Genomic DNA, 23,054 nt, shown 5'->3' with positions numbered 1-23,054 from the left:
GGAAGCAGGCATTTTGATGAAGCGAATAGTGATGAGCGCGGTCGCGCTGGCAGTGGCGTCGGCGGGTGTGCTGGCCGCGCAGGCGCTGGCTCCGGCGGTGCAGTCCAGGCCCGTGGTGTTGCAGAAGGTGCTGGTGAAGGTCAACGGGGCCATCTTCACCAAAACCGAGCTCGAAGAACTGCAGATCGAGGCACTGCGCGAGCAGGCTCAGCGTGAGCTGACGCCGATGGATCTGCAGAACGATGCGGCCCTTCGCGAGCAATTGATCAAGATCACGCCCGAGATCATCGCCAACGCTGTGGACTATCTGATCGTGATCCAGCGGGGCCGAGAGCTGGGCCTTCGGCTGAGTGACGCCCAGTTCAAGGACTACATCGAGGGCATCAAGAAAGACAATCAGCTCGACGACAAGACGTTCCAGTTAGCCATGCAGCAACAGGGCATGACCATGGAAATTCTTCGCAAGCGGCTTGAGAAGGAATACCTGCGCCAGGGCGTGATGTCGCGCGACGTGGCGCCGCGCATTGCGATTACCGAAGAAGAAGCGCGCCAGTACTACCGCGCTCACCCCGACGAGTTCATGAAGCCGACGATGATCACGGTGCGTGAGATTTCGGTGCTCGTGCCGAGCGAAGCTCGCGCGGGCGAGCAGGTGGTGAATGTAGCGCTGGACGAAGCCGCGCTTGCAAAGATCAATGCCGCTCGCGAGCGTGCGCTCAAGGGCGAAGACTTCGCGACGCTCGTCACCGAGTTTTCGCAGTCGGGATCCAAGGCCAACGGCGGATTGATCGGGCCGCTCAACTTGAATGAGCTGGCCGAAGGGTTGCGCAAGCTCCTGGGGCCGATGAAGACCGGAGAGATCGCGGAACCCCTCCGCACACCGACGGGTTATCAACTGCTGAAGGTCGAGCTGAAAGACGAATCAACCGTTGAGCCATTCGAGGCCGTGCGCAACCAGGTTGGCGACAAGGTGCAGGGTGAACGCCGCCAGGTGGAGATGCTCAAGTTCGTCGAGAGTCTGCGAGCGCAGGCGATCATCGAGTGGAAAGACGAAGACCTGAAGAAGCTCTACGAACAGTACCGCGCATCGCAGAAGAAAGTGGACTGACGTGCCGAGAATCGGCACCGTCAGCCTGCACTCGCCGGTGGTGATGGCCCCGATGGCGGGCATGACCGACACCGCGTTCAGGCGCCTGGTCAAACGTCAGGGTGGCTGCGGCCTCGTGGTGACCGAAATGGTCAGCTCCGAAGGTCTGGTGCGCGGCATCGACCGCACACTTGAGTACGCCGAGTACACCGAAGAAGAGCGTCCGGTCTCCATTCAAATCTTCGGCGGCGATCCATCAAAGATGGCCGACGCTGCGCAGATCGTTGAAGGCATGGGCGCCGACATCGTGGACATCAACATGGGATGCCCGGTGCCGAAGATCGCCAAACACCACGCCGGATGCAGCCTGATGCGCGAACCGTCGCACGCAGCGAGCATCATCAGTGCGATGGCGAAGGCCGTCAAAATTCCAGTCACGGTGAAGATGCGCGCCGGGTGGAATGAACACGACATCAACGCGCCGCTGCTGGCGCGCATGGCGCAGGATGCCGGCGCGGCGGCTGTTGCGGTTCACGGCCGCACCGCAGCGCAATCGTATTCGGGCGAATCCGACTGGACCCTGATTGCCCAGGTGGCGGCAGGCGTCTCCATCCCTGTGTTTGGATCGGGCGACTGCGTTGAACCAGACCAGATCGTGGCGCGACTGCGCGAATCGAGCGTGGCGGGCGTCCTGGTGGGTCGTGGCGCGCTGCGCAACCCCTGGATCTTTCAGCAGGCGACCGATGCTGCGATGGGACGAGTGCCCAGGCCGGTTCCGATCGAGGCCCGCGGGCAATTCCTGCTCGATTACATGGATTTGCTGATCGATGAGCGGGTCAGCGAGGCCACCGGCTTCCGCCACACCGCCCCTGGCCAGGTCGAAGGCCCACCGCCCGAGGCGCGAGGCCGCGAACGCTGGGTCATCAACAAACTCCGCGCGTTGGGCTCCTGGTACACCAAAGGCCTTGACGGAGGAGCTCAGTTGCGCGTGGCAATCAACAGCGCAAAGTCGATTCCTGAACTCAAGGACCTCATCACGAAATTCTTTGTTTCAAGTGAAACTGTCTTGATTGGCAGTTAATACCTTATTCGACCAATAATTCAGACAACCCATGGACCTTCGGGTCCACCGCCTCCACATCCACAATCATCGTCTCTTCACAAGCACTCCAGAAGAGTTTTGCGAGTTCCGTGTGCTCATCGTGCATGAGATATGCCTTGAGGCCATCAAGGTCACTAAACTCAAATACAGCCATATAGCCCAGTTTTTGGCCCACTGACCTATCTGAATAGCCGAACCCAAAGTCCTTGGCTCTTCCGGCTCTGACCTGGCGGACGGTCGGAATCTGACGACTCGCCCGCTCGATGGCGGCCACCAACTCCGCCAACTCCCCAGCGGAAGCCGAGGCCTTGGGCTGGTAGAACACGACGTGCAGGATCATGAGCGCCGTTTGGGTGGCTTGAAGCCGCCACCGCGACCAGCCGGCGGGCGACCTGGACGGCCGGTATCGGGCCGCCGATCAGGCCGGTCAGGCCGGTCAGGACGCCGCTCGCGTTTGGGCCGATCTCCGAACGGGTTTTCCATTGGCGGCCCCGTCGGCCGGTCCCTGCGCGGCGGTCTTCCCTCACCGCCCTCGCGGTCGTCGCGCCGAGGCGGACGTGGTCCTCGGTCTGGAAACGGGCTGCGCGCGGGCGGCCGATCTTCACGCGGCCGCGGTGGTCCGCCAGGCGACCAGGGCCTGTCTGTGCGGCCCCGCGGCCGATCCGAGCCCGGGCGATCAGACTTCGGCCGGTCTGACCAGGGCCGGTCTGATCGAGGCCGGTCAGGCTTGGCGCGGTCAAACGGCGGCCGCGGCGGGCGCCCGTCTGGCTTCTTGCGGTCGGACCATGGCCGATCGGAACGCGGGCGATCGGAAGTGGGGCGATCCGGGCGTGGGCGATCAGGACGCGCCCGATCCTCACGCGGTGGCCGTGGGCCAAACGGCGACTCGGACTTCGGTCCGTCGCCACCCGACTGCTCCCGCTTGAACTTCGCGCGTTTCTGATCGCGCGTCATTTCAAATCGAGCCCTGGGGTCGCGATGCTCGCCGCCGGGCCGCCACTCCTTGGTGCGCTTTTCTCGCGCCTCGGTCTCAGCGAGCTTGGACGCACCAATGGCCGCTTCCGGCGACTCCCACACCTTCCCGCGCTCAAACCAACGCAGCGTGACGTCAGTTTGTGTGCGTTGCAGCTGCCGAAGCGTGGGCACCAGATCCTCACGCTCCTTCGCGCGAAACGACGTGGGCGTCTTGCCGATCAGAATGACCCAGAATGAATGTGACGGAGGCATATTCAGGAACGCTCCAGGCGTTTGAGTTTCTCTATCAAGGTGGTGCGTTTAATCTTCAGCAGGTCCGCGGCCACTCGTTTGTTGCCGCCACCCTGTTCCAACGCGCGACGAATCAGGCCATGTTCAAACTGCGCCACGAGCGCGTCAAAGTCAACACCGTCAGTGGGCAGCGCCTCTGGCTCGGCTGCCACCTGGGCGGGCACGGCCAGAATTTCGTCAGACATATCCGCCAACTCGAGCTGTGCGCGTCCCGGCGACAGCGCAAACGCCCGCTCCATCACATTCTCGAGCTGCCGCACATTGCCCGGCCAGTGATACGCCATCAGTGCCTGCTGCGCGTCCTGCGCAATCGTGACCCGTCCACGCGCGGGCGACTCCTGGCTCAATCGATCCAGAAAGTGCTGCGCCAGCAACGGCACGTCCGACCGTCTGTCGCGCAACGCCGGCACGTGCACGGGAATCACGTTGAGCCGGTAGTACAGATCCTCTCGAAACGTCCCGTCCACCACCATCTGTTTCAAGTCTGAGTTCGTCGCGGCAATGATGCGCACGTCCACTTTGATCGACTGCGATTCGCCAACACGCTCAAACTCGCGCGACTGAATCGTGCGCAGCAACTTCACCTGCAGCGGCAGGCTCATGGTGCCCACTTCATCCAGGAACAGCGTGCCCCGATTGGCCTGCTCAAGCCGGCCCTGCCGATTCGCCACCGCGCCGGTAAACGCGCCACGCACATGACCGAACAGTTCGGCTTCAAGCAGCGTTTCGGGAATGGCGCTGCAGTTGATCGCCATGAACCGCTGCTGCCGTCGTGGGCTCGCATCGTGAATGGCGCGCGCGGCCAACTCTTTTCCTGTGCCGGTCTCGCCAGTGATCAGTACCGTGCTCGACGTGCCCGCAACGGTCTGGATCAGCTCCAGCATGCGCACCACGGGAGCAGCCTGGCCGATGATGCCGCCAAGATGAAACCGTCCGCGCAGTTGTTCGCGCAGGTACGCGTTCTCTGAACGCAACCGCCGCTTTTCCACGGCTGTGGACAACGCGTGCAGCAATTCCTCGAACTGGAAAGGCTTGGTGATGAAACCTTCGGCCCCCAGGCGCGTCACTTCCACAGCCTCGCGCACCGTGCCGAACCCGGTGATCACCACCGCAATAATGTCGGGATACCGCGCAAACGCCTCGTCAAGCACCTGCCGGCCGTCAACGCCAGGCAGCCGCAAGTCGGTCAGCAGGATGTCGAACGCAAACTCGCTGAGGCGGGCCACCGCCTGCTCTCCCGTACCCGCCTGCTCAACCCGATACCCGTGATCGGCAAGCCGCTCGGCGATTACATCTCTGAAAGCCTCCTCGTCATCAACCAACAGGAGGTGAAGTCGAGGACTGGTGTCAGAAGACATTGAAGGGATGACGACATGTTGACATCCAGACCCCGCAGCGTCAATCGTCCGGCGACGTTTCCGAGACAGGTTCTACAGTTTTCGGAAAGGCCTGCCGATAGTTCCGGACGTATGCTTGAACGCACCACCGTTTCAATCCCCCGCGCCTGTGATGTGGTCGGCGTCAGCCGCCGCACCATCTACAACTGGATGGCCAGTGGAAAGGTGCAATACGTGAGAACCGCGGGCGGTTCCGTGCGCATCTTCACCGACACCCTCTGGCGGGATGGCGTCGCACCCGACCGCGCCGACTCAGTTTCCGCACCGCCACAACAACAGGGCGACGACGCCACCGTGCGCCGGTCGGCTTGAGACCATGACCGCACTCACGCCGCAGGTCGCGCCCACGCAAAACGACCTGAATCAACTGTTCCACCTCCTGAACAATCAACTCGGGATCATCCTGGCGAACGCCGAGTTACTTGAACACCGCCTGCTGGAAGACACACACCGGGCTCGCGCCGGCCAGGTCGTGGCCAGCACCGTGGACGCCATTCGAACTACCCAGCGCATCCGGAGCGCCGCCCTCCCGCCCGCGTGACGATAAATTATTGACACTTGACGGCGATAGCGTCATTAATTTGACCGGATAAGCGTGGTTCGGCACACAACTGCACACGGCTTCACACCACGGCATTTTCAATCTAACTAATTGTAAATAAACAACTTATAGGCAGAATCGCGCCATATGCCATATTCGTGTTTTATTCGTCTCACGAATTGGCACCGCTGTTGCCCTACACCTCCATGCCGGCAACCATCGCCGGCTCAATTTTGGAGGTTTTACATGCAACGCGCGCCCCTCGCCGATCACCAGAACGACCGTGTTGTCGCCACACTGCCATTCGTGGAATCGATGGCCCGACGGTTGGCGTCCACCATGCCAAATTCAGTCGCTGTCAGCGATTTGGTGCAGGACGGGGTGTTGGGGTTGATGGACGCGGCGCATCGCTTTGATGAAAGCCGCGGAATCAAGTTTGAGACGTTCGCCGAGCGCCGTGTTCGCGGCGCCATGATTGATGCCCTGCGCCGGGATGCCTGGCCGCGCGGAGTGCGCCGAGTTCGCCGCGAGCTCGAAGCCGCCCGCGAATCGCTGCGCCGGGAATTGGGCGCCGAGCCTTCCATGGCCGATCTCGCCAAGCGCGTCGGCGCCGACGAGTCGCGACTGGAACGCACCATCCTCAGAATCACCACGATTGAATCCACGTCGCCGCTCGCGAACCACGACAACGTGGACACGGGCTCCCTTCCCGCCGTGATGGTGCCAAGTTCACCGCAGGCGCCAGACCAGCAGTTCGAACACAAAGAAGTCCGCGACCATGTGCGTGCCGCTCTCGCCGCTCTCCCCCCTCGCGAGCGCCGCATCGTCAGCCTCTACTACTTCAAGGAGGCGACGATGAAGCAGATTGGGAAGGAGATTGGCGTCAACGAGTCGCGCGTGTCGCAGTTGCATGCGAGGGCGATGAGCCGCTTGCGCAAGACACTCGCGCCGGCTGCCGGACAGTCGGCCTGTTCGAAGTACGCGGTGGCGTGATTAGCCGATCACTTCGCGGGCCGTACGAACGACGTCGCGGAGGCGGAACGGTTTGGCGAGCCAGCGACAGCCGCTGCGTTCGAGGAAGCTTTCCGCCTCGGTGCCGGCCACATCACCAGTGACAAAGATCACCCGGCGCGTCAGCGCGGGGGCCGTCGCGGCCAGGTGGTTATAAAACGCCACGCCGTCCACGCGAGGCATTTTCAAGTCACAGACAATCACGTCGTAGGCGCGCCGCTGGGTGCGAGCGATCGCTTCTTCGCCGTCGGCCGCACGATCGACTTCGAAGCCGGCGTCGCGCAGGGCGTCGGCCACGGCTTCTCCAAGCGCGTGCTCGTCTTCGACGACCAGAGCGCGGGTGCCGACGGGCACTTCGACAGGCGCCGGCGCGGCAGCCGGTTCAGGCGCGCGCACGTGGGTGCCTCCCGCAGGGAGTTCCAGCACAAACGACGCGCCGCGGCCGGGCACCGACGACACGGCCAGGCGCCCTCCGTGTTCCTGAGCAATGGCGTAGGCCACGGTCAGCCCGAGGCCTGTGCCTTTGCCGACGGCTTTCGTCGTAAAAAACGGGTCAAAGATCTTTTCCTGCACATCCGCCGAAATTCCCGGGCCGTCGTCGCTTACTTCGAGCATGACGGCATCGCGTTCGGCATCGTGCCACGAGCGCAACACCAGCAGGCCCCGGCCGTGGGCGCCGAGCATGGCGTGTTCGGCGTTGATGACAAGGTTCAGCAGGACCTGCTGAAGTTGATGGTGGTCTGCAAAGACGAGAGGCAGGCCCGCGGCCAGCGCTTCGATGATCACGACGTTGGCCACGTGTTGTTCGTAGGAGCGCAACGCGAGCGTGTCGCGCACCACGTGATTCAGATCGACCATCGTTCGTGTCGTGTGGCGCTTGCGTGCAAAGGTCTGGAGGTTGCGAACGATCCGGGCGGCACGCTCGGCGGCGTTGTGGACGGCATCCAGATCCCGGCGGGTGTGGTCGTCGAGACGCCGGCTGGTCAGGCGTTCCGCGCAGGCCAGGATGGTCGCGAGCGGGTTATTCAGCTCGTGCGCCACGCCCGACATGGTTTGCCCGAGGGCCGCGAGTTTTTCAGCCTGTGACAACTGACGGAAGACATCCCGCGCTTTGTCTTCCAGCTTTTTTCGCTCCGTGACGTCGCGCATCAGGGCTTCCACCCGGAGCGCGTGCGCCAGCGGTTCCGCGCGGGCAGTCACTTCAATCCAGATGGCGGTGCCGTCAAGCCGACGCAGTCGCAGCAGATGATCGTGTACGGCGCCGTCGCGCGTGAGTTGTGCGAGGAAGCCGTCGCGTGCCAGCGGGTCGACGAAGCGGTCGAGATCAAACGGGCGAACGTCAGTGACGCTCACGTCTTCGGCCCAGCCCATCATGAGGCGCAGATACGGGTTGGCCGCGAGCGTCGCCGTGGCGTCGGACGACACCAGGCCGATGAAGACGCCTTCGCGAAGTCCCTCGAACAAGTGCAGGAACGCATCGTTGCCAAGCGTTGGATGAGGAACGCCGGCCATGGGGGTGGGAGGCGGCATGGCTGCTGAATCTTAGCATCTCGAAGTACACTCGAATTGACCATGACTCAACTACCCAGGATTGCTCAGCTCACAGGCGCCGCCAATGGATGGGGTTACTTTCTGTGCTCAAAGAAAGAGTTGCGCAGCGGCAAGAGCGGCAACTACCTGGCGTTGGTGCTGCAGGACATCTCGGGAGAGATCAAGGGCAAGGTCTTTCAGGATGTGGAAGGCCTGAAAGAGGAGTTCGACGCCGGGGAGTTCGTCAAGATTCAGGCGCGTGGCAATCTTTTCAACCAGCGGCTCGAGCTGGTGATCGACAAGATCCGCCGCATCGATGCACAACGCGATGCGCTCGATGGCTTTCGCGAGGAAGATTGCATTCCGTGCGCGCCACGCCCGATCGACGACATGTGGCGCGAGCTCGAGGCCCACATAGCGGCCGTGTCATCCCCGCCGGTTCGTGAGTTGCTGACCCGGGTGGCGCAGAAGCAGGGCGACCGCCTGCGCATCTGGCCCGCGGCCCAGACCGTGCATCATGCGTATCGCGGCGGCCTGCTGGAACACGTCCTGAAGATCATCGATTCGGTCGAATTCCTGGCCGACGCGTACGGAGCCAATCGGGATCTGCTGGTGGCCGGCGCCATCCTGCACGACATCGGCAAGCTCGAAGAGCTGTCGTACGGTGTGACGACGGATTATTCGGTTGAGGGGAACCTGCTCGGCCACATCACGATTGGCGCAGGGATGGTGCGCGACATGACACGTGAAATTCCAGACTTTCCGCACGATCTGTCTGTGCAGATCGAGCATTTGATTTTGTCGCACCACGGCCAGAAGGCCATGGGTTCACCCGTGGAGCCGATGACCGTGGAGGCCTTTATCCTGGCTGCCGTTGATGATCTCGATGCCAGGATTCACCAGGTGAGAAAACACATTGAGGCCGATGACAGCGACGGCCCCTTCACGGCCTATCATCGGCGGCTGGAGCGCGTGCTGTACAAGCCTTCCTGATCATGAATCCAGCGGTTCGGCGGAATGCGTGGATAGCCTGGGCCGCCGTGTGCCTCATCTGGGGCACTACCTATCTCGCCATCAAGATTGCGCTCGAGACCATCCCCCCATTCCTGATGGGCGGGATCCGGTACCTCATTGCTGGAGTGCTCCTCGCCTTGTGGCTCCTTGCGCGGGGCCAGACGATACCACCGGTACGCGAGTGGGGCCGGCTGGCTGTGCTCGGCTTTCTGATGATCGCGCTCGGCAACGGCGGCGTCGTCTGGGCAGAGCAATACCTGGCGAGCGGATTGACGGCGGTTGTCATCGCGACATCACCCTTCTGGATGGTGGCGGTTGACTCCTGGTTACCCGGGGCCGACCGGCTGTCGGGGCGTCAGTGGGGCGGGTTGTTTATCGGGTTCCTCGGCATCGTGATGCTCGTGTGGCCAGACATCTCGCTTGGCGGCGTCACCGGCCGAGGCGTGGTGGTGGGGGTGTTGTCGGTGCAGGTCGCGTGTATTGGTTGGGCGATTGCGTCGGCGTATACGCGCCGGCACTCCATGTCGCGCAACGTGCTTGGCATCGCGGCGGTGCAGATGTTCTTCGGCGGCTTGTTCATGACGCTTGCGGGCACCGCGATGGGGGAGTGGGCTCACCTGTCGTTTTCCTCGCGCACGCTGGCGGCGCTGGGTTATCTGACGCTGGCTGGCTCGGTGATCGCGTTTGCCGCCTATTCCTACGCGCTGCGCCATTTGCCCATCGCCACCGTGTCGCTCTACACCTATGTGAACCCGGTGATTGCGGTGGCGCTGGGAACTCTTCTGCTGGGTGAGCCTTTCCGGCTGTCGATGATCGCCGCCGCCCTGATCATCGTGGTCGGCATGCTTGTGGTGCGCCCTGTGAGGCGACCGTCACGAGCCTGATATCCTTGGCTTGACCGACGTGCCATGTATACCGTCCAAACCCTGAACAACATTTCTGCTGCCGGCCTCGAGCGGTTGCCACGGGAGCGCTTCACGACCGGCGCCGACCTTGCCGATCCGGATGCCATCCTCCTGCGATCGGCGGACCTGCACAAGGCCACGTTCGGGCCGTCGCTCAAGGCCATCGGCCGGGCCGGTGCCGGGGTCAACAACATTCCGGTGGCGGCGATGACCGAGCGCGGCATCCCCGTGTTCAACGCGCCGGGCGCCAATGCCAATGCGGTCAAGGAACTGGTGATTGCGGGTCTGATTCTGGCGAGCCGGCACATCGTGCCAGCAGTAGAGTTTGCGCGCCGCGCCGGTGACGCCGCCGATTCAGATGCCGACTTGCACAAGGCAGTGGAAGCCGGCAAAAAGGCATTCGCCGGCACCGAGCTTCCCGGTCGGACCCTTGCCGTGATCGGCCTTGGGGCCATTGGTGGCCGCGTGGCGAACGCCGCCGTGGCGCTGGGTATGCAGGTGGTGGGCTACGACCCCGGCCTCACGCTGGACGCCGCCTGGCAGCTGTCACCCGCAGTGGTTCGCGCGCGTTCGCTGGACGAAGCGTTGCGAACGGCGGACTTTGTCACGCTGCACGTGCCGTTGGGGCCGGCCACGCGACAGCTGATTGACGCCGATCGGCTGAAGGCGATGAAACCCAGAAGCGCGGTGCTGAATTTTGCGCGCGAAGGGATTGTGGACGAGCCGGCCATGCTGGCCAGCCTCGACGCCGGGCACACGCTCGCGTACATCAGCGATTTCCCCACAGCGCTGACCGTGAAACACCCGAAGTGTGTGACCACGCCTCACCTGGGCGCGTCCACGGCCGAGGCCGAAGACAACTGCGCCATCATGGTGGCCGATCAGGTACGTGACTTCCTGGAACACGGCCACGTGCGCAACGCCGTGAACTTCCCGGACCTGGTGGCGCCGCGACAGACCGCGCATCGTTGTGTGTGCGCATGTTCGGCGTCCGAGCAGGCGGCGGCCAACGTCACCAAGGCGTTCGCAGAAGCCGGCGTCACCGTGGTGGGTTGGGCCAGCGCCACCAGAGGCGTCACCTACGTGGTGGCCGACGTGACCGCACCCGTGCCCGCCGCTGCGCTCGAACGCCTCAAGGCCATCGACGGTCTATTGATGTTGCGGCAGATCTGATCGCGCGGCTTTTCGTTTGCGTGTATCCGGAATTTCGTAGCGCGCGCTGGGTCTCAAGCGCGCGGACGTCCGCGGCCTTGAGACCCAGGCCGCGCTACGAGATGCCAGCACAGTCTCTCAGGGACGACTTAGGGCGCCAGTCTTTAGCCAAAGATCTGACCCTCTGAGCCTCGGCGTCTCCTGTAATCCTGCGTGGACAATCGCTAGGCGCGCGGGCCGAGGGCGAACGTCATCGTGCCGTCAAGGACCACGCGCCCGTTGACTGTGGCGTTGCCCTGAAGCACACCCATCCGGCTCCGAAGGCGCTTGACCACAGCCTCAATCCTGACCACATCGCCCGGATGCACGGGACAGCGGTAGCGCACGCGCTCGATTCCCATGAAGAAGATCAGTTTGTTCTGGTTCTCGGCCTTCGAGAGGATCAGGATGGCGCCGACTTGTGCGACCGCCTCGGTTAAGAGGGTGGGGGGCAGCGCCGGCCGCTGGCCGGGTGACCGCGACAGCGACTTTTCGTTGTCTGAGATGTTCTTGATACCCACTATCCGGTGGTCGGGTTCGAACTCGATGATGCAGTCCACCAGAAGGAATGGATACCGGTGGGGCAGGATGCGTTCGATCGCCGAATAGTCGAGGGGAAGCTGCAGGTCGGTCATGGGGTCAGGGCGCCGGACGAACCAAGTATAATTGGAACCAGTTCCTCCCGCGTCGTTTGCCTGCCATGAACCCGCCTCCCGCCAACCGTCTGCCATCACACCTGTCTGCGGGCAGCCATGAGCGCGATGTCCTGCTGACCCTGTTTGATCTGGGCCGCCAGGTGGCGTCGGTGGTGGAACTGGACGAGCTCCTGCAGAAGATTCCCGAGCTGATTGGCCGCCTGATTCCATTTGACGCGTTTGCCGTCTACCTGCTGGACGATAGACACAGCGAGCTGCGGATCGCCTACGGCGTGGGATACCCGGATACCACGCACTATCGTCCCCGCATCACCGACGGCATCGTGGGGCACGTGGTCAGCACCCAGGAAACCATGGTGGTGGGCGACATTACGCTCGAGCCGGCCTACGTGGAAGTGGTGCCGGGCATGGCCTCGACGCTGGCCGTGCCGCTGGTGCACAAGAACAAGCCCATCGGCGCGCTCAACGTGTTGAGCCGATCGCGCGACATGTATTCGGAGCGCGATGCGGCCATCCTGCGGCAGTTTGCCGCGCACGTGGCGCTGGCGCTGGTCAACGCGCGCTTGTTTGAACAGCAGCGGCTCGACGCCGAAGCGTTTGAAACGCTCGCCGAGATTGGCCGCGACGTGGCCGCGCTCATGGACCTGGACGAGCTGCTCTCGCGGATCGCGCAGTTGGCCAGGCGCGTGGTGGACTACCGCACGTTCGGCATCCTGCTGCTCCACGAGGCGACCAAGGAACTGGAAATGAAGGTCGCCGTGCAGTTTGGCGATCGCGTGGCGCTGCCCAAGGTGCCTCTGGGCGAGGGACTGGTCGGCTACTCGGCGTTGCATCGCGAGCCGGTGATGGTGCCCGACGTGTCGAAGGACCCGCGCTACATCAAGGTGGTTGACGATGTGCGGTCGGAGCTGGTGGTGCCGATGCTGCTCAAGGACCGTTGCATCGGCGTCTTCGACCTCGAGAGCCCTGAGCTCGACGCCTTCACCAAGCGTGACGTGGAGATCCTGACACTGCTGGCGAGCCAGGCGGCGGTCGCGATCGAAAACGCGCGTCTCTACGAAGAAGCGTCGCAGACCGAGGCGCGTCTCGAAAAGGAACTGCGGTTTGCCCGTCGCGTGCAGGCGGCTTTGCTGCCCACCAAGCTGCCCAAGAAGATGAAGGGCGTGGACGTGGACGCGTCATTCTCGGCTGCGCTGGAGTTGGGCGGCGACTTCTACGACTATCTGGTGCCCGAGTCGCAGACGCTCATCATGGCGTTGGGCGACGTGTCAGGCAAGGGCGTGCCGGCGGCGCTCTACAGCGTGTTTGCCGGAGAACTCGTGCGCGGCCGCACGTTCCGCCGGCGGTATGTGCCCGAGCGATCGTCGCCTGCGGCGGTGCTGATGTCGATCAACACCATCCTCCACGAGCGCCAGCTCGAGGAGTACTACTGCACCCTGTGTTACGCGATCTTCGATCTCAAGCGGAGGAGCGTGACGCTGGCCAACTCCGGCGTGCCGTATCCGGTGCGGGCGTCGGGCGACACCTGCGGCCTGATTGAAGCGCCGGGCGTGCCGCTTGGTTCATTCCCCGGGATGACGTACGACGAAGTGACGCTGCCGCTCACCTCGGGTGATGTGTTTGTGTTCTGCTCGGACGGCGTGTCAGAGGCGATGAATCGGAAGAGCGAGGAGTTCGGAAGCGGACGCCTTATCGACGTGGTCTCGAAGACCAAACACCTCACCGCCAAGGAAATCGTCTACTCCATCGTCGAAGCCGTCGAAGCGCACCGCGCCGGGTTCCCCCCCAACGACGACACCACAGTGGTGGCGCTGAAGATCACGTTGTAATTAGGAACTGGCGGAAGTGGCGGAACTGAGGAACTGCGAGCTCCCCAGTCTCCGTCAGTTCGGGCAGTTCCGTCAGTTCCGCCAGTTTAATGAAGCCGCCCGAGCGTCAGACAACGTGCCGCGGAATGCTGCGATGCCAGCGCCTGCCTGTCGTGAGAAAGACACATCCCGCGTGACGTCGAGCGGCTTCAATACGCTTCGATAATCAAGACGTGTGCCGTACGGAAACCCTCGGAAAACCGCGAGAGTCCGCGCATTTCACTGTACGCAACCGATGACGGTTGAGGGTGCGCGTGTGACCCGAGGGGGACGGGTGTCGATCTGTGGAAATCTCCACGAGGGAAAAGACGTCGGGTGTCTTTTTCAGCGCCAATGATCTAGAAAAAGACACCCGACGTCTTTTCCCTGGGCAGGAGATTTCCACAGATCGACACCCGTCCCCCTATGTGGAGACCCTTAGTGCGCGGCAGCGGCTGAAGATGCGGTGTCGGGGCGAATGACGGCGGAGAGTTGCGCCGCGATGAGTCGGGCGACCGGCAGCTGATGACCCTCGGACATCGTGTCTGAGACTTCGGCCGACAGCACCCCCACGCAGCCGGTGGAACTGATGAGCGGCACCGCGAGGGCGCCCGGGACGCCGGCCGACGTGCTGGGCACCACCTGCGGCTGAAGGGTGCGGCAGGCGAGTGATGTTACGTTGTCGGCTGAGACGGGCAGGTGGCCAAGCCGTTTCAGCATGCGGTCCGAGTAGCCGTGGCCGAGCGAGGCCCGCAGCGTCTGGCCGGACTCGTCGAGGACCCAGAGCACCAGGCCGTCGGCGCCAATGGCGGCCGACGCGCGGCTCAGCAGGGCGGGGAGGTCGCGGCCATCGAGCAACCGCGCCAGGTCCACGCAGACATCGGCCGCATCGGCCATATACGGAGCGTGGAACACCTGGGCTGCGGGCTTCACCACTGGCTGGGGTTCGGGCAGCGGTGCAATAGCTACCGGAGCCTCAGCCTGGGCAATCTCCACCGGCGCCACTTTGCCGATTCGACCGTAAGCGATCAGGCCGACGAGCAGGGTGAAGAGCAGGCTCCCCCCCAGAAGGCCCTGGCGATATTGCGTGGTGGTGGCCAGCGCCTGACGGGCTGAGTAGATCTCGGTGTCGCGTGCGGCCGACACATTGGCAGAGATGCGGCCAATGATCTCGAGGCTCTCCACAAAAATGACGTCCGAGGCCAGGATGAACTGCTGGCCGTCCACGTAGTTCCTGGCGCGCGCGTTCGAGGTGCGCAACGTGCCGAGTTGTTCGATCGCCGCGTCGTAGTGCGCGAGCGCCCCGGCGGACCGCGTGGTCTGCTGACGATCGCGCAATGTGTCTTCCACCCGCGCCGCCACGCTGTCGAACTGGTCCATCCAGAACTTTGACCCCTGGCCGGCCGCGACGTAGGCGGACTGGGCATGTCGTAACTCGCCCAGTGCGAGGTCCGTGGCGTTCAGTTGTTGAGTGATGGAGTCTTCCAGAATGCGACCGGCGGCGGCTTGCTGGTCGAATCGAAAGGTTTGGATGCCGGCGCCGACCGCGACCACCAGAGCGAGTACCAGCAGCACAAGGATACGGCCTTTGTTGGGCACTCCGTTTGACATTGAGCGCTACTATAGCACCGCCCCCATGCGTGTTGGCATCGTGATCAATCCGATTTCCGGCCGCCTCGGAAGCCGGCCAGGTGAACCCGCGCGTCGCCGCGCATTCACGGAAACCCGCGCTGCAGCAGCGGGCATCAACGCCACCGTCGTCATGACTGAAGGGCCGGGCCACGCTCGCATTCTGTCGCAGACGTTTGTGGACCAGGGCTATGACACCGTCATTGCCATGGGCGGCGACGGCACCGTCAATGAAGTAGCGCAGGCGCTGGTGGGAACGCCGACGACGCTGGGGATCGTGCCGAGTGGGTCGGGGGATGGGCTTGCACGCGGCCTGCGGCTGCCCTCGAGTCCGGAACGCGCAATGGAGATCGCCCTATCGTCGTCGTTCACGGCCATCGATGTTGGAACGGCCGGCGACCGGATCTTTCTCAACATCGCCGGCATCGGATTCGACGCGGCCGTGGCGCGGGTGTTTGCCGGCCGATCGACACGCGGCGCCGTGGGATACGTGAAGAGCGGCGTGTCCCTTGCGTGGACGTACGCGGCGGCCGACTACGCAGTGACGTGGCACACCGACGATGGGGAAGAGGCGCGTCAGGGCCGCAAGTTTCTGGTGGCGTTCGCCAATGCGTCAACCTACGGGAATGGCGCGGTGCTGGCGCCCGCTGCCAGCCTCCAGGATGGCGTGCTCGATGTGGTGCTGGTGGAGGCGGGCACACCGCTGCAGCAATTCTGGCGGGGCCGGCGGCTTTTCTGGAGGAGTGGCAGCCCTGCCCGGGGTCTCGAGCGCTCACGTGCCACCCGGGCCACTGTGCACGGCACCGCACTCGTGTGCCACGTGGACGGCGAGGTATTCGAAGCGTCTGGTTCGCTGGAGATTGGCGTGCGCCCCGGCGCGCTTCGCGTGCGGACTACTCGACGAGGCGCAGCGGAATAACGTCGGCGCGCGGGAGCGGACCGAAGTCTTCGCCAAACTTCACGGGGGGCAGGTCCTGGAACATCGAGTCCCACTTGCCGCGCTCCGACGGGTTTGACGCCTGCAGGTATTGCCGCGCCGAGACGGGCCGCGCGAACGCGACCTCCGCGAGTTTCGCGTAGCCCGGCACTGCGGACAGCGCCGAGGCGATGGCCTGACGCACGGCGCCTGCCGAGGCTTCCGCCATATCGGCGCCGAACGCCGCCGCCACCTTCGACAGAATCTGCCAGTCTTCCGCGGCGTCTCCCGGCGGCGTAATCACGCGCGACGCTGTCTGCACGTGCCCGGTCATGTTCGTGAACGTGGCGTCCTTCTCCACGAACGCGCAGCCCGGCAACACGATGTCGGCGCTTTCCGACAGGGCCGTCTTCAGCACGCCATGCACGATCAGGGTGGAAATTTTGCCTGCCGCGCGGGCGGCCACGATCCAGTCAGCGTCGCCGAGCGAGCCTTCGGGGCCGGTGTCCATGACATACAGCACCTTCACGCGGCCTGCATCCACCGCCGCGCGCAACTCGCTGACGTCTGCCGGGCCGTCAACGGCGGCCATCTTGAAACCCAGATCCTGGGCTCCCCGCAGGTTGGGCGCATCCACCGCAGGAATCCGGAACTTCGTGTTGGCCGGCTGCGGCTTCTCGCGATAGCGCCAGCCGAACGTCACGCCTCCAGTGAGCGACTCGAACTGCTTGAGCGCGTAGAGTTCTTCAAGCGAGGCGTGACCCGATACCAGCACGCGCGCCTGAGCGCCGCCGCCGGCGTCGTCCACAGCAGCTTTGACCGCAATCAGCGCGTCGGCCCACGGCGTGGCATCAGAGCCGCGACTGGTGCGCACGTGCGGCTGCAACAGTCGCCGATCGCTTTCCACCCAGTGGTAGTCGAAGCGGCCGATGTCACACATCCAGTAGCTGTTGATCTCGGCGTTGTCCCGCGGCGTCATGCGCACCAGCTGCGCGCCTTTCGCCCACTCGGGTTTCGCCTTGATCCACGCAGTGGTGTTGCATCCCTTTGCGCAACCCGTGCAGATGGTGTCGACTGCAGACGGGTTGTCCCACGGTCGCGATTTGAAACGGTAGTCGCGTGTGGTGATGGCGCCCACCGGGCACACATCCATGAGGTTGCCCGAGAGCAGCGACACCACGCCTTGTTCTTCGAACGTCGCAATCTCGCTGTGCACGCCGCGCTGGAACACGCCGATCTGCGCATCGCCGTCAACCTCGGCCATGAAGCGCTGACACCGCGTGCACATGATGCACCGGTTGCGGTTCAGCATGAGCGTGGGACCGAAGTCCACGTCGGCCTTCACACCTTCGCCGTCAAACACGCGGCGCGGAAAGTCCATGCGGCTCCGCTCGGGGCCGTACGAATAGGAATAGTCCTGCAGCGGGCATTCGCCGCCCTTGTCACAGACCGGGCAGTCGAGCGGATGATTGACCAGCAGGAACTCAAACACGCTGGCGCGCGCGGCTTCCACATCTGGCGCATTCGTGCTCACGACCATGCCGTCCGTGCACACCATCGAGCATGAGGTCTGCAGCTTCGGCATCTTCTCGATCTTGACGATACAGACGCGGCAGGAGCCGTCAACGCCAAGCCCGGGGTGGTAGCAGTAGTACGGCACGTGACCGCCGCTCTGCATCACGGCCTGCAGCACCGTCTTGCCCTTTTCCACCGTAACCGGAGACCCGTCAATCGTCAGCGTGACCGTTTCCATAACCCATAAATTCTACTTCACCACCACCAGGCTCGTGTCGTTGCGGGTGTCCACCCGGCGGACGGGGGCGGGGACGGGCACCACGACCTCCACAACCGGCTCGGTCACCGCCATCGGGACCAGTTCGATGCGCCCGTCCGCATGCTGAATGGTCAGGGTCAACGGGAAGTCGAACGTCTCGCCCAACTGCTCCACCTTGACGGCCAGATGGGTGCTGTCGGCCATCCGCCAGGTGAGTCGCACCTCGGGAAGCAGGAACCCGTGGATCCACTGGTCAAAAAAACGGCCGAGGGGACGGCTCGTTTCCGCCTCAAACGCATTCCGCACATCGTCGGTCCCGGCCTTCTGAAACCGATGGGTGCGGTAGAAGCGTTGAATGCCGCGGTTGAAGGCCTCCGGGCCAACGAGACCCCGGAGCATGAGCATCACGACGGCCGACTTGTTGTAGACCAATCCGCGAAAGATGCGGCTGTCGCCCTGGACGTGCCCGAGCCGGTAGCCCATGTGCACGGGGCCGTGGCGCGACAGGTTCATCGCCGACTCGCGCATCTGCATGAACAGCGCCCGCTCGGTGTCGGGGCCGCGGTCGTGGCCCGCATAGACGGCGGCGAAGTACTGCGCCAGTCCCTCGCTCAGCCACTGCTCGTGATAGTTGTTCCAGCCGATGGCCTGCCCCCACCATTGGTGGGCCACCTCGTGCGCGAGGAAGAACAGGGGGTAGCCGTTGAGTGAGACCGGGTCCCCGCGCCACGACAGGGTGGTGGGGATGGTCGGCTGGTTCCACACGGCAAAATACGCCGGGCTGTGACCGCTGGGCAGTTCGGCGTCGAGCGCCGCCAGCGAGAAGTCAGGGTATGGCGCCTCGCCAATGACCGAGCCAAAAAACTGCACCATCTGCGCGGTTCGCTCCGGCAGAGCGCGATTGGCTCTGAGCAGGCGCGGCGTGGCCACCACGTCCACGTTGACGCTCGTCGTAGACGACGGCGGGGCCCCGGGTGTGGCGGCGACCATCGAGGGCGCCAGTGCCGGCACGGGCGCCTGGGTGCGCCCGACCGATACAAATCGCGAGATGAGGCATGAGAGGTACCGCACGGGGCGGTCGGCCATGAAACGAACCGTGCGTTCCGAGCGCTCGTCGCCGCTTCGCCCGGTGGGGTCGGCCATCGGGGCCACAGTCGAACTGACGAGGCTGCCCGACGCCACCGCCTGGAATTGCGCGGGCATCGTGAGTCGCAATGAGGCGGTGGCAAAGTCGGTGACCGAGGCCTGCGGATACCAGTAGACGCGATTGCTGTAGAGATACCGGGCTTCCGGCAGGATGGGACGATCTTGTGACAGCGAGCCCAGCGGGTCCGTGGCCTGTTGTGGATCGGCCGTTACTTCCAGCGCTTCCCGGTCGATGGACTGCGCGGGAAGTTTGCCGCTGTAGGTAATCTCAAGGACCACTTCGGTGTCTCTTGGTAAGGCCTGCGGGAGGCTGATGAGCACGTTGCTCTGGCCCGAGACGCGCAAACCAAGCACTCGTCCAAACACCGGGGACGAGATCGATGAGATCGCCAGTGGCTCGGCCAGCTTGAGTGAGATTGTCGCGAGGCCATCTCTCCGGGTTTTAAGACGCACCGAGCCTTTGCCGCTGATCCACTCGCGTTCGGGATCAAAACGCACGTCCACGTCGTAGTGCTGCACGTCGTAGGCGGCGGTCTCGTCTTCGCTGTAATACCTCCCGCGCGATGCGAGCCGATCGGGCGATGCGTACACGGAAATATTGCGGCCCCGCGCTCGGTCGAAGAGCGAGACATCTTCGGCATCGCCGCGAGCCAGGACGTACGTGAGTGTGCCGAATCGTTTGGTGCGCAGTTCGGCCAGCACGTCACCCTGCGGCGGCAGCAGCGACCACCGTTCGGTGGTCAGGTCACCCAGGCTGAGCGTGTAACTTTTCGTGCTGAGCTCGTCGAAGAGCGATCGCGCGCGCGCCACGTCGCCAGGATTCACGACGACCGGCACCAGCTTTGCGGCACTGAAGTGATTGTCGAAGTCCAGTGGGCTGATTCGGATCAGCAACGACTCGACAGGCGTTTCAAGCGCCGGCCGGCCGCTGAACGCGCGCACCTGCACCTGCTCGGCCGGATCTTCGGGGGCGAATCGCATAGTGCCTCGTCCCCGGAAGAGCAACGCGGTGCTTCCGCCTTCCACCTGCGCCAGGAACACCGCGCCCGACGACAGGTGCAGGGTCAGTCCCTGCGACGAAAACACCAGATCGCGCGCGGCGTACTGGCGCGTGGTGTCGAGCTCGAGTTTCACCAGGCCGTCCACCGAGGCCACCGGCGTGGCGCCCGCCACCTCGAAACGATCCGGGTCGTCGGCCTTGGGCCTGACGAGTAGCTGCCACGTGGCGATGCGGCCCGCGCCGCCTCGGCCAAGGAGCATCTCCACCAACACCTTGAATCCGGGTCCTTCGGGTCGCCGGTCCCGTTCGCGCACTGCGGCGAACCCCTGCCCCTCGCGAAACGCCGAACTGACAAACGCGGACGCTTCTGCCGCAGGCAACGTGCTCGCGGCCAGACGCGCGAACTCATCAACGCTGTTACTGCCGAGCGCACTTTCCAGATCGGTCAGCAACCGCACGACCCCATCCGCCTGCATCGGCCGGACCTGTCCGGACATCGAAGTCACTGCGAGGATCCAGAAGATAAGGGGACGGGTGTGTTTTCCACAGAAATGGGCAAAACGGGGACAGGTCTTGTCACGACGACCTCTGAGGTCAGACCTCAGAGGTCTTTGGAGACCTGTCCCCGTTTTGCCCATTTCTGTGGAAAACACACCCGTCCCCCTACCTTCCGAGAATTGCGACTGTCAGATCATCAGCGAGGCGCACGTCGCCGGCGTGGGCTTCGACGGCGGCGATGATCGCGCCGGCCAGGGCTTCCGGGTCGTTCTGCACAGTGCTGCGCGCAAGCACAGCCTCGAGGCCCGAGTCCTCAAAGGCCTGCCCAGACCGGTCTTCGGCCTCGGTAATGCCGTCCGTGTACAGCACCAGCATTTCTCCCGGGCCGATAGTGACATGTCCCGCGTCGTACGTCGCGTGTTCAAACATGCCCAGCGCCATGCCACCGCGCTCAAGCCGCTCGATGGTGCCCGACGCGCGTTTCACCATGGGCGGCAGATGCCCGGCATTCACGTACTCAAGCGAGCCGTCGGCCGGGTTGTAAACCCCAAAGAAGAACGTGATGAACCGCGACCCCGGGCTGTGCCGGCAGATCTGGACATTAAGCCGCGAGATAAGCCGCACCGATTCCAGCCCCTCGTCCACAAGCGTACGCAGCATCGCCAGCAACAGCGCCATCAACAACGCTGCGGGACTACCTTTGCCGGCCACATCACCCACCGCCACCATCAGGCGTCCGTCCGCCAGTGGCAGGATGTCGTAAAAATCTCCGCCTACCGTGTTTGCCGGCCGCGTGAAACCGAACACGCGCGCATCGCCCGCTTCTTTTGATCCTCGCGGCAACATCGCAATCTGGATGTCGCGCGCAATCTCCAGGTCGCTCTTGAGCGACAGCCGGTCGGCCACCTCCATCAACACCAGCAACTGAATCGCCAGGAAGGCCAGCACCATCCACGACGTGCCTTCCACCCACTGCGGCAGGTAGAGATCCAGGCTGATCGGGAACAGGAACACGGTGACCGTGCCGAACCCATCGAAGAGATCAAGCAGGCCGAACACCGCCGCCACTACCGCAAAGGCGTACAACACGCGGCGCCCTGGCGACAGCCGCATGGCGAAGGCCACAAAAAACAGCCGAATATGTGTGGGCCAGCGCTTGTACCACGGGGCTTGTGCCAGCGCCCGCAGGTCCAACCCGCGGGAAAAATAGTGATACGCGTCGGCGGTGTCGCGCGTGAACAGCCGCTGAAACTCCGTCCGGTCGAATCCTCGGGTGTATTCGTCGAAAAAGTTCCGAGAGGGCTCCCGCGGCGCAGTCATGACACCCCTTACATACGCGGGATCAGGCCCGAAGGGTTCAGATCAGGCCCAGTTCCGTGCCCACCCGCTTGAAGGCGTCCAGCGCAAACTGCAACTCGTCCTTGGTGTGCGTGGCGGTCACAATGGTGCGCACCCGCGCCTTGTCTCGCGCCACAGTCGGGAACGCGATGCCTTGCGCAAACACGCCTTCCTGGAACAACCGATCCGACAGCTTCATGGCTCGAGCCCCGTCACCGGCGATGACCGGCGTGATGGGGCTCTCACTGAGGCCCGTATCAAAGCCCATGGAGACCAGACCCGCCTTGAAGAAGCGCGTGTTGTCCCACAGCCGTTCGATAATCTCCGGCTCCTGTTCCAGCACATCAAGCGCAGCCAGACATGACGCGGCTACTGATGGCGGGTGCGACGTAGAGAACAGGAACGGACGCGCGCGGTGATACAGGAAGTCGATGAAGTCTTTCGACCCGGCCACGTATCCGCCCAAAGCACCGATGGCCTTTGAGAGCGTGCCTACCTGGATGTCCACTCGCCCGTGCATGTTGAAGTGATCGATCGTCCCTCTACCGTTCCGACCAAACACCCCACTCGCATGCGCATCATCCACCATCATGATGCAGCCGAATTCTTCGGCGAGGTCGCAGAGCTCCGGCAGGGGACCGAGGTCACCTTCCATGCTGAACACACCATCGGTGATCAGGAGCTTGCGCTGCGACGCCGGCAGTTCCTGCAGAATCGTGCGCGCGGCTGCCACGTCCTTGTGCGGAAACACTTTGATCCCGGCGCGGCTCAGCCGGCAGCCGTCAATGATGCTCGCGTGATTGAGCGAGTCAGAGATAACGACATCTTCCTTGGTGAGAATCGCAGAGACGGTGCCTGCATTCGCTGCGAACCCGGACTGGAAGACCACCACGGCTTCGGTGTTCTTGAATGCGGCCAGGCGTCGCTCCAGCTCCATGTGGATTTCCATGGTGCCGGCGATCGTGCGGACGGATCCGGAGCCGACGCCGAAATCGCGAATGGCCTGAATCGCGGCTTCAATCAACCTTGGGTGTGTGGTGAGACCAAGATAGTTGTTCGACGACAGGTTGACGACCGTTCGTCCGTCAAATCGCGAGGACGCCTGCTGGCGCCCTTCAAGAATTCGCAACGAGCGGTGCAGGCCTTGTTCGCGGAGGGTATCGAGCTCGGTGGTGAGAAACGCCAGAGGGTCTACGCGCATGGGCC

Annotated in this window: 20 protein-coding genes; 10 read left to right on the top strand and 10 right to left on the bottom strand. The window is 63.7% G+C overall.

The features are described from left to right. Nucleotides 1-16: 16 nt before the first annotated feature. Nucleotides 17-1,108, top strand: coding sequence for a peptidyl-prolyl cis-trans isomerase (locus IPL75_23080; protein ID MBK9243079.1), 1,092 nt, complete (start codon nt 17-19; stop codon nt 1,106-1,108). Nucleotide 1,109: 1 nt separating this feature from the next. Next, nucleotides 1,110-2,168: a tRNA dihydrouridine synthase DusB gene (dusB, locus tag IPL75_23075; protein ID MBK9243078.1), complete on the top strand. Its 1,059-nt coding sequence runs from the start codon at nt 1,110-1,112 to the stop codon at nt 2,166-2,168. Between the two features lie 4 nt (nt 2,169-2,172). Here dusB and IPL75_23070 read toward each other — a convergent pair whose 3' ends face one another. The 3 genes from IPL75_23070 to IPL75_23060 are packed head-to-tail and all read right to left on the bottom strand — an operon-like array spanning nt 2,173 to nt 4,813. Beyond that, nucleotides 2,173-2,529: a Dabb family protein gene (locus IPL75_23070; protein MBK9243077.1), complete on the bottom strand. Its 357-nt coding sequence runs from the start codon at nt 2,527-2,529 to the stop codon at nt 2,173-2,175. Then, a complete protein-coding gene (locus IPL75_23065; protein MBK9243076.1) occupies nt 2,526-3,416 on the bottom strand; it encodes a hypothetical protein in 891 nt (296 codons plus the stop codon). Before IPL75_23065 ends, IPL75_23070 begins: the two co-directional genes overlap by 4 nt. 2 nt (nt 3,417-3,418) lie before the next feature. After that, nucleotides 3,419-4,813, bottom strand: coding sequence for a sigma-54-dependent Fis family transcriptional regulator (locus IPL75_23060; GenBank protein ID MBK9243075.1), 1,395 nt, complete (start codon nt 4,811-4,813; stop codon nt 3,419-3,421). Nucleotides 4,814-4,924: 111 nt separating this feature from the next. Between IPL75_23060 and IPL75_23055 the strand changes: the two genes are divergently transcribed. From IPL75_23055 to IPL75_23045, 3 genes are all read left to right on the top strand, one after another. Then, nucleotides 4,925-5,164, top strand: a complete 240-nt coding sequence (locus tag IPL75_23055) for a helix-turn-helix domain-containing protein (protein ID MBK9243074.1) — start codon at nt 4,925-4,927, stop codon at nt 5,162-5,164. Between the two features lie 4 nt (nt 5,165-5,168). Continuing rightward, nucleotides 5,169-5,393 carry a hypothetical protein gene (locus tag IPL75_23050; GenBank protein ID MBK9243073.1) on the top strand — a complete coding sequence of 75 codons (225 nt, stop codon included), beginning with the start codon at nt 5,169-5,171 and terminating at the stop codon, nt 5,391-5,393. Between the two features lie 246 nt (nt 5,394-5,639). After that, the gene (locus IPL75_23045; GenBank protein ID MBK9243072.1) at nt 5,640-6,386 is read left to right on the top strand and encodes a FliA/WhiG family RNA polymerase sigma factor; all 747 of its coding nucleotides are present in this window, start codon (nt 5,640-5,642) and stop codon (nt 6,384-6,386) included. Here IPL75_23045 and IPL75_23040 read toward each other — a convergent pair whose 3' ends face one another. Continuing rightward, nucleotides 6,387-7,934, bottom strand: coding sequence for a response regulator (locus IPL75_23040; protein ID MBK9243071.1), 1,548 nt, complete (start codon nt 7,932-7,934; stop codon nt 6,387-6,389). A gap of 42 nt (nt 7,935-7,976) precedes the next feature. Here IPL75_23040 and IPL75_23035 point away from each other — a divergent pair, with 42 nt between their 5' ends. Genes IPL75_23035 through IPL75_23025 form a run of 3 tightly spaced genes read left to right on the top strand, consistent with a single transcriptional unit; the run spans nt 7,977 to nt 11,026 of the window. Continuing rightward, entirely contained in the window at nt 7,977-8,927 is a 951-nt protein-coding gene (locus IPL75_23035) for an HD domain-containing protein (protein MBK9243070.1), read from the top strand. A 2-nt stretch (nt 8,928-8,929) separates the two neighbouring features. Then, on the top strand, nt 8,930-9,832 hold the full coding sequence (locus tag IPL75_23030) for an EamA family transporter (GenBank protein MBK9243069.1): 903 nt from the start codon (nt 8,930-8,932) through the stop codon (nt 9,830-9,832). Between the two features lie 24 nt (nt 9,833-9,856). Continuing rightward, nucleotides 9,857-11,026 carry a 3-phosphoglycerate dehydrogenase gene (locus IPL75_23025; protein ID MBK9243068.1) on the top strand — a complete coding sequence of 390 codons (1,170 nt, stop codon included), beginning with the start codon at nt 9,857-9,859 and terminating at the stop codon, nt 11,024-11,026. Nucleotides 11,027-11,229: 203 nt separating this feature from the next. On the opposite strand, the gene fabZ is transcribed toward IPL75_23025, so the two are convergent. Then, nucleotides 11,230-11,679 carry a 3-hydroxyacyl-ACP dehydratase FabZ gene (fabZ, locus tag IPL75_23020; GenBank protein MBK9243067.1) on the bottom strand — a complete coding sequence of 150 codons (450 nt, stop codon included), beginning with the start codon at nt 11,677-11,679 and terminating at the stop codon, nt 11,230-11,232. Nucleotides 11,680-11,744: 65 nt separating this feature from the next. Between fabZ and IPL75_23015 the strand changes: the two genes are divergently transcribed. Next, entirely contained in the window at nt 11,745-13,529 is a 1,785-nt protein-coding gene (locus tag IPL75_23015) for a GAF domain-containing protein (protein MBK9243066.1), read from the top strand. Between the two features lie 456 nt (nt 13,530-13,985). Here the strand turns inward: IPL75_23015 and IPL75_23010 are convergent, their stop codons facing one another. Next, nucleotides 13,986-15,158, bottom strand: a complete 1,173-nt coding sequence (locus tag IPL75_23010) for a hypothetical protein (protein ID MBK9243065.1) — start codon at nt 15,156-15,158, stop codon at nt 13,986-13,988. A gap of 25 nt (nt 15,159-15,183) precedes the next feature. On the opposite strand from IPL75_23010, the gene IPL75_23005 reads away from it, so the two are divergent. Continuing rightward, complete coding sequence (locus tag IPL75_23005) at nt 15,184-16,095, top strand: diacylglycerol kinase family lipid kinase (GenBank protein ID MBK9243064.1); 912 nt, start codon at nt 15,184-15,186, stop codon at nt 16,093-16,095. On the opposite strand, the gene IPL75_23000 is transcribed toward IPL75_23005, so the two are convergent. From IPL75_23000 to IPL75_22985, 4 genes are all read right to left on the bottom strand, one after another. Then, a complete protein-coding gene (locus IPL75_23000) occupies nt 16,070-17,845 on the bottom strand; it encodes a (2Fe-2S)-binding protein (protein MBK9243063.1) in 1,776 nt (591 codons plus the stop codon). The two genes, IPL75_23005 and IPL75_23000, sit on opposite strands and share 26 nt — an antisense overlap. 12 nt (nt 17,846-17,857) lie before the next feature. Continuing rightward, nucleotides 17,858-20,509 (bottom strand): hypothetical protein, encoded by a 2,652-nt coding sequence (locus tag IPL75_22995; protein MBK9243062.1) that lies wholly within the window; start codon nt 20,507-20,509, stop codon nt 17,858-17,860. 166 nt (nt 20,510-20,675) lie between these two features. Beyond that, nucleotides 20,676-21,830, bottom strand: coding sequence for a PP2C family protein-serine/threonine phosphatase (locus tag IPL75_22990; protein MBK9243061.1), 1,155 nt, complete (start codon nt 21,828-21,830; stop codon nt 20,676-20,678). Nucleotides 21,831-21,867: 37 nt separating this feature from the next. Further along, nucleotides 21,868-23,049: a glycine C-acetyltransferase gene (locus IPL75_22985; protein ID MBK9243060.1), complete on the bottom strand. Its 1,182-nt coding sequence runs from the start codon at nt 23,047-23,049 to the stop codon at nt 21,868-21,870. Nucleotides 23,050-23,054: the final 5 nt, after the last annotated feature.

It is taken from the genome of Acidobacteriota bacterium (genome assembly GCA_016716905.1).
Lineage (GTDB): Bacteria > Acidobacteriota > Vicinamibacteria > Vicinamibacterales > SCN-69-37 > SYFT01.
The sequence above is the reverse complement of the archived record's forward strand: the minus strand, read 5'-3'. Positions and strand labels throughout refer to the sequence as shown.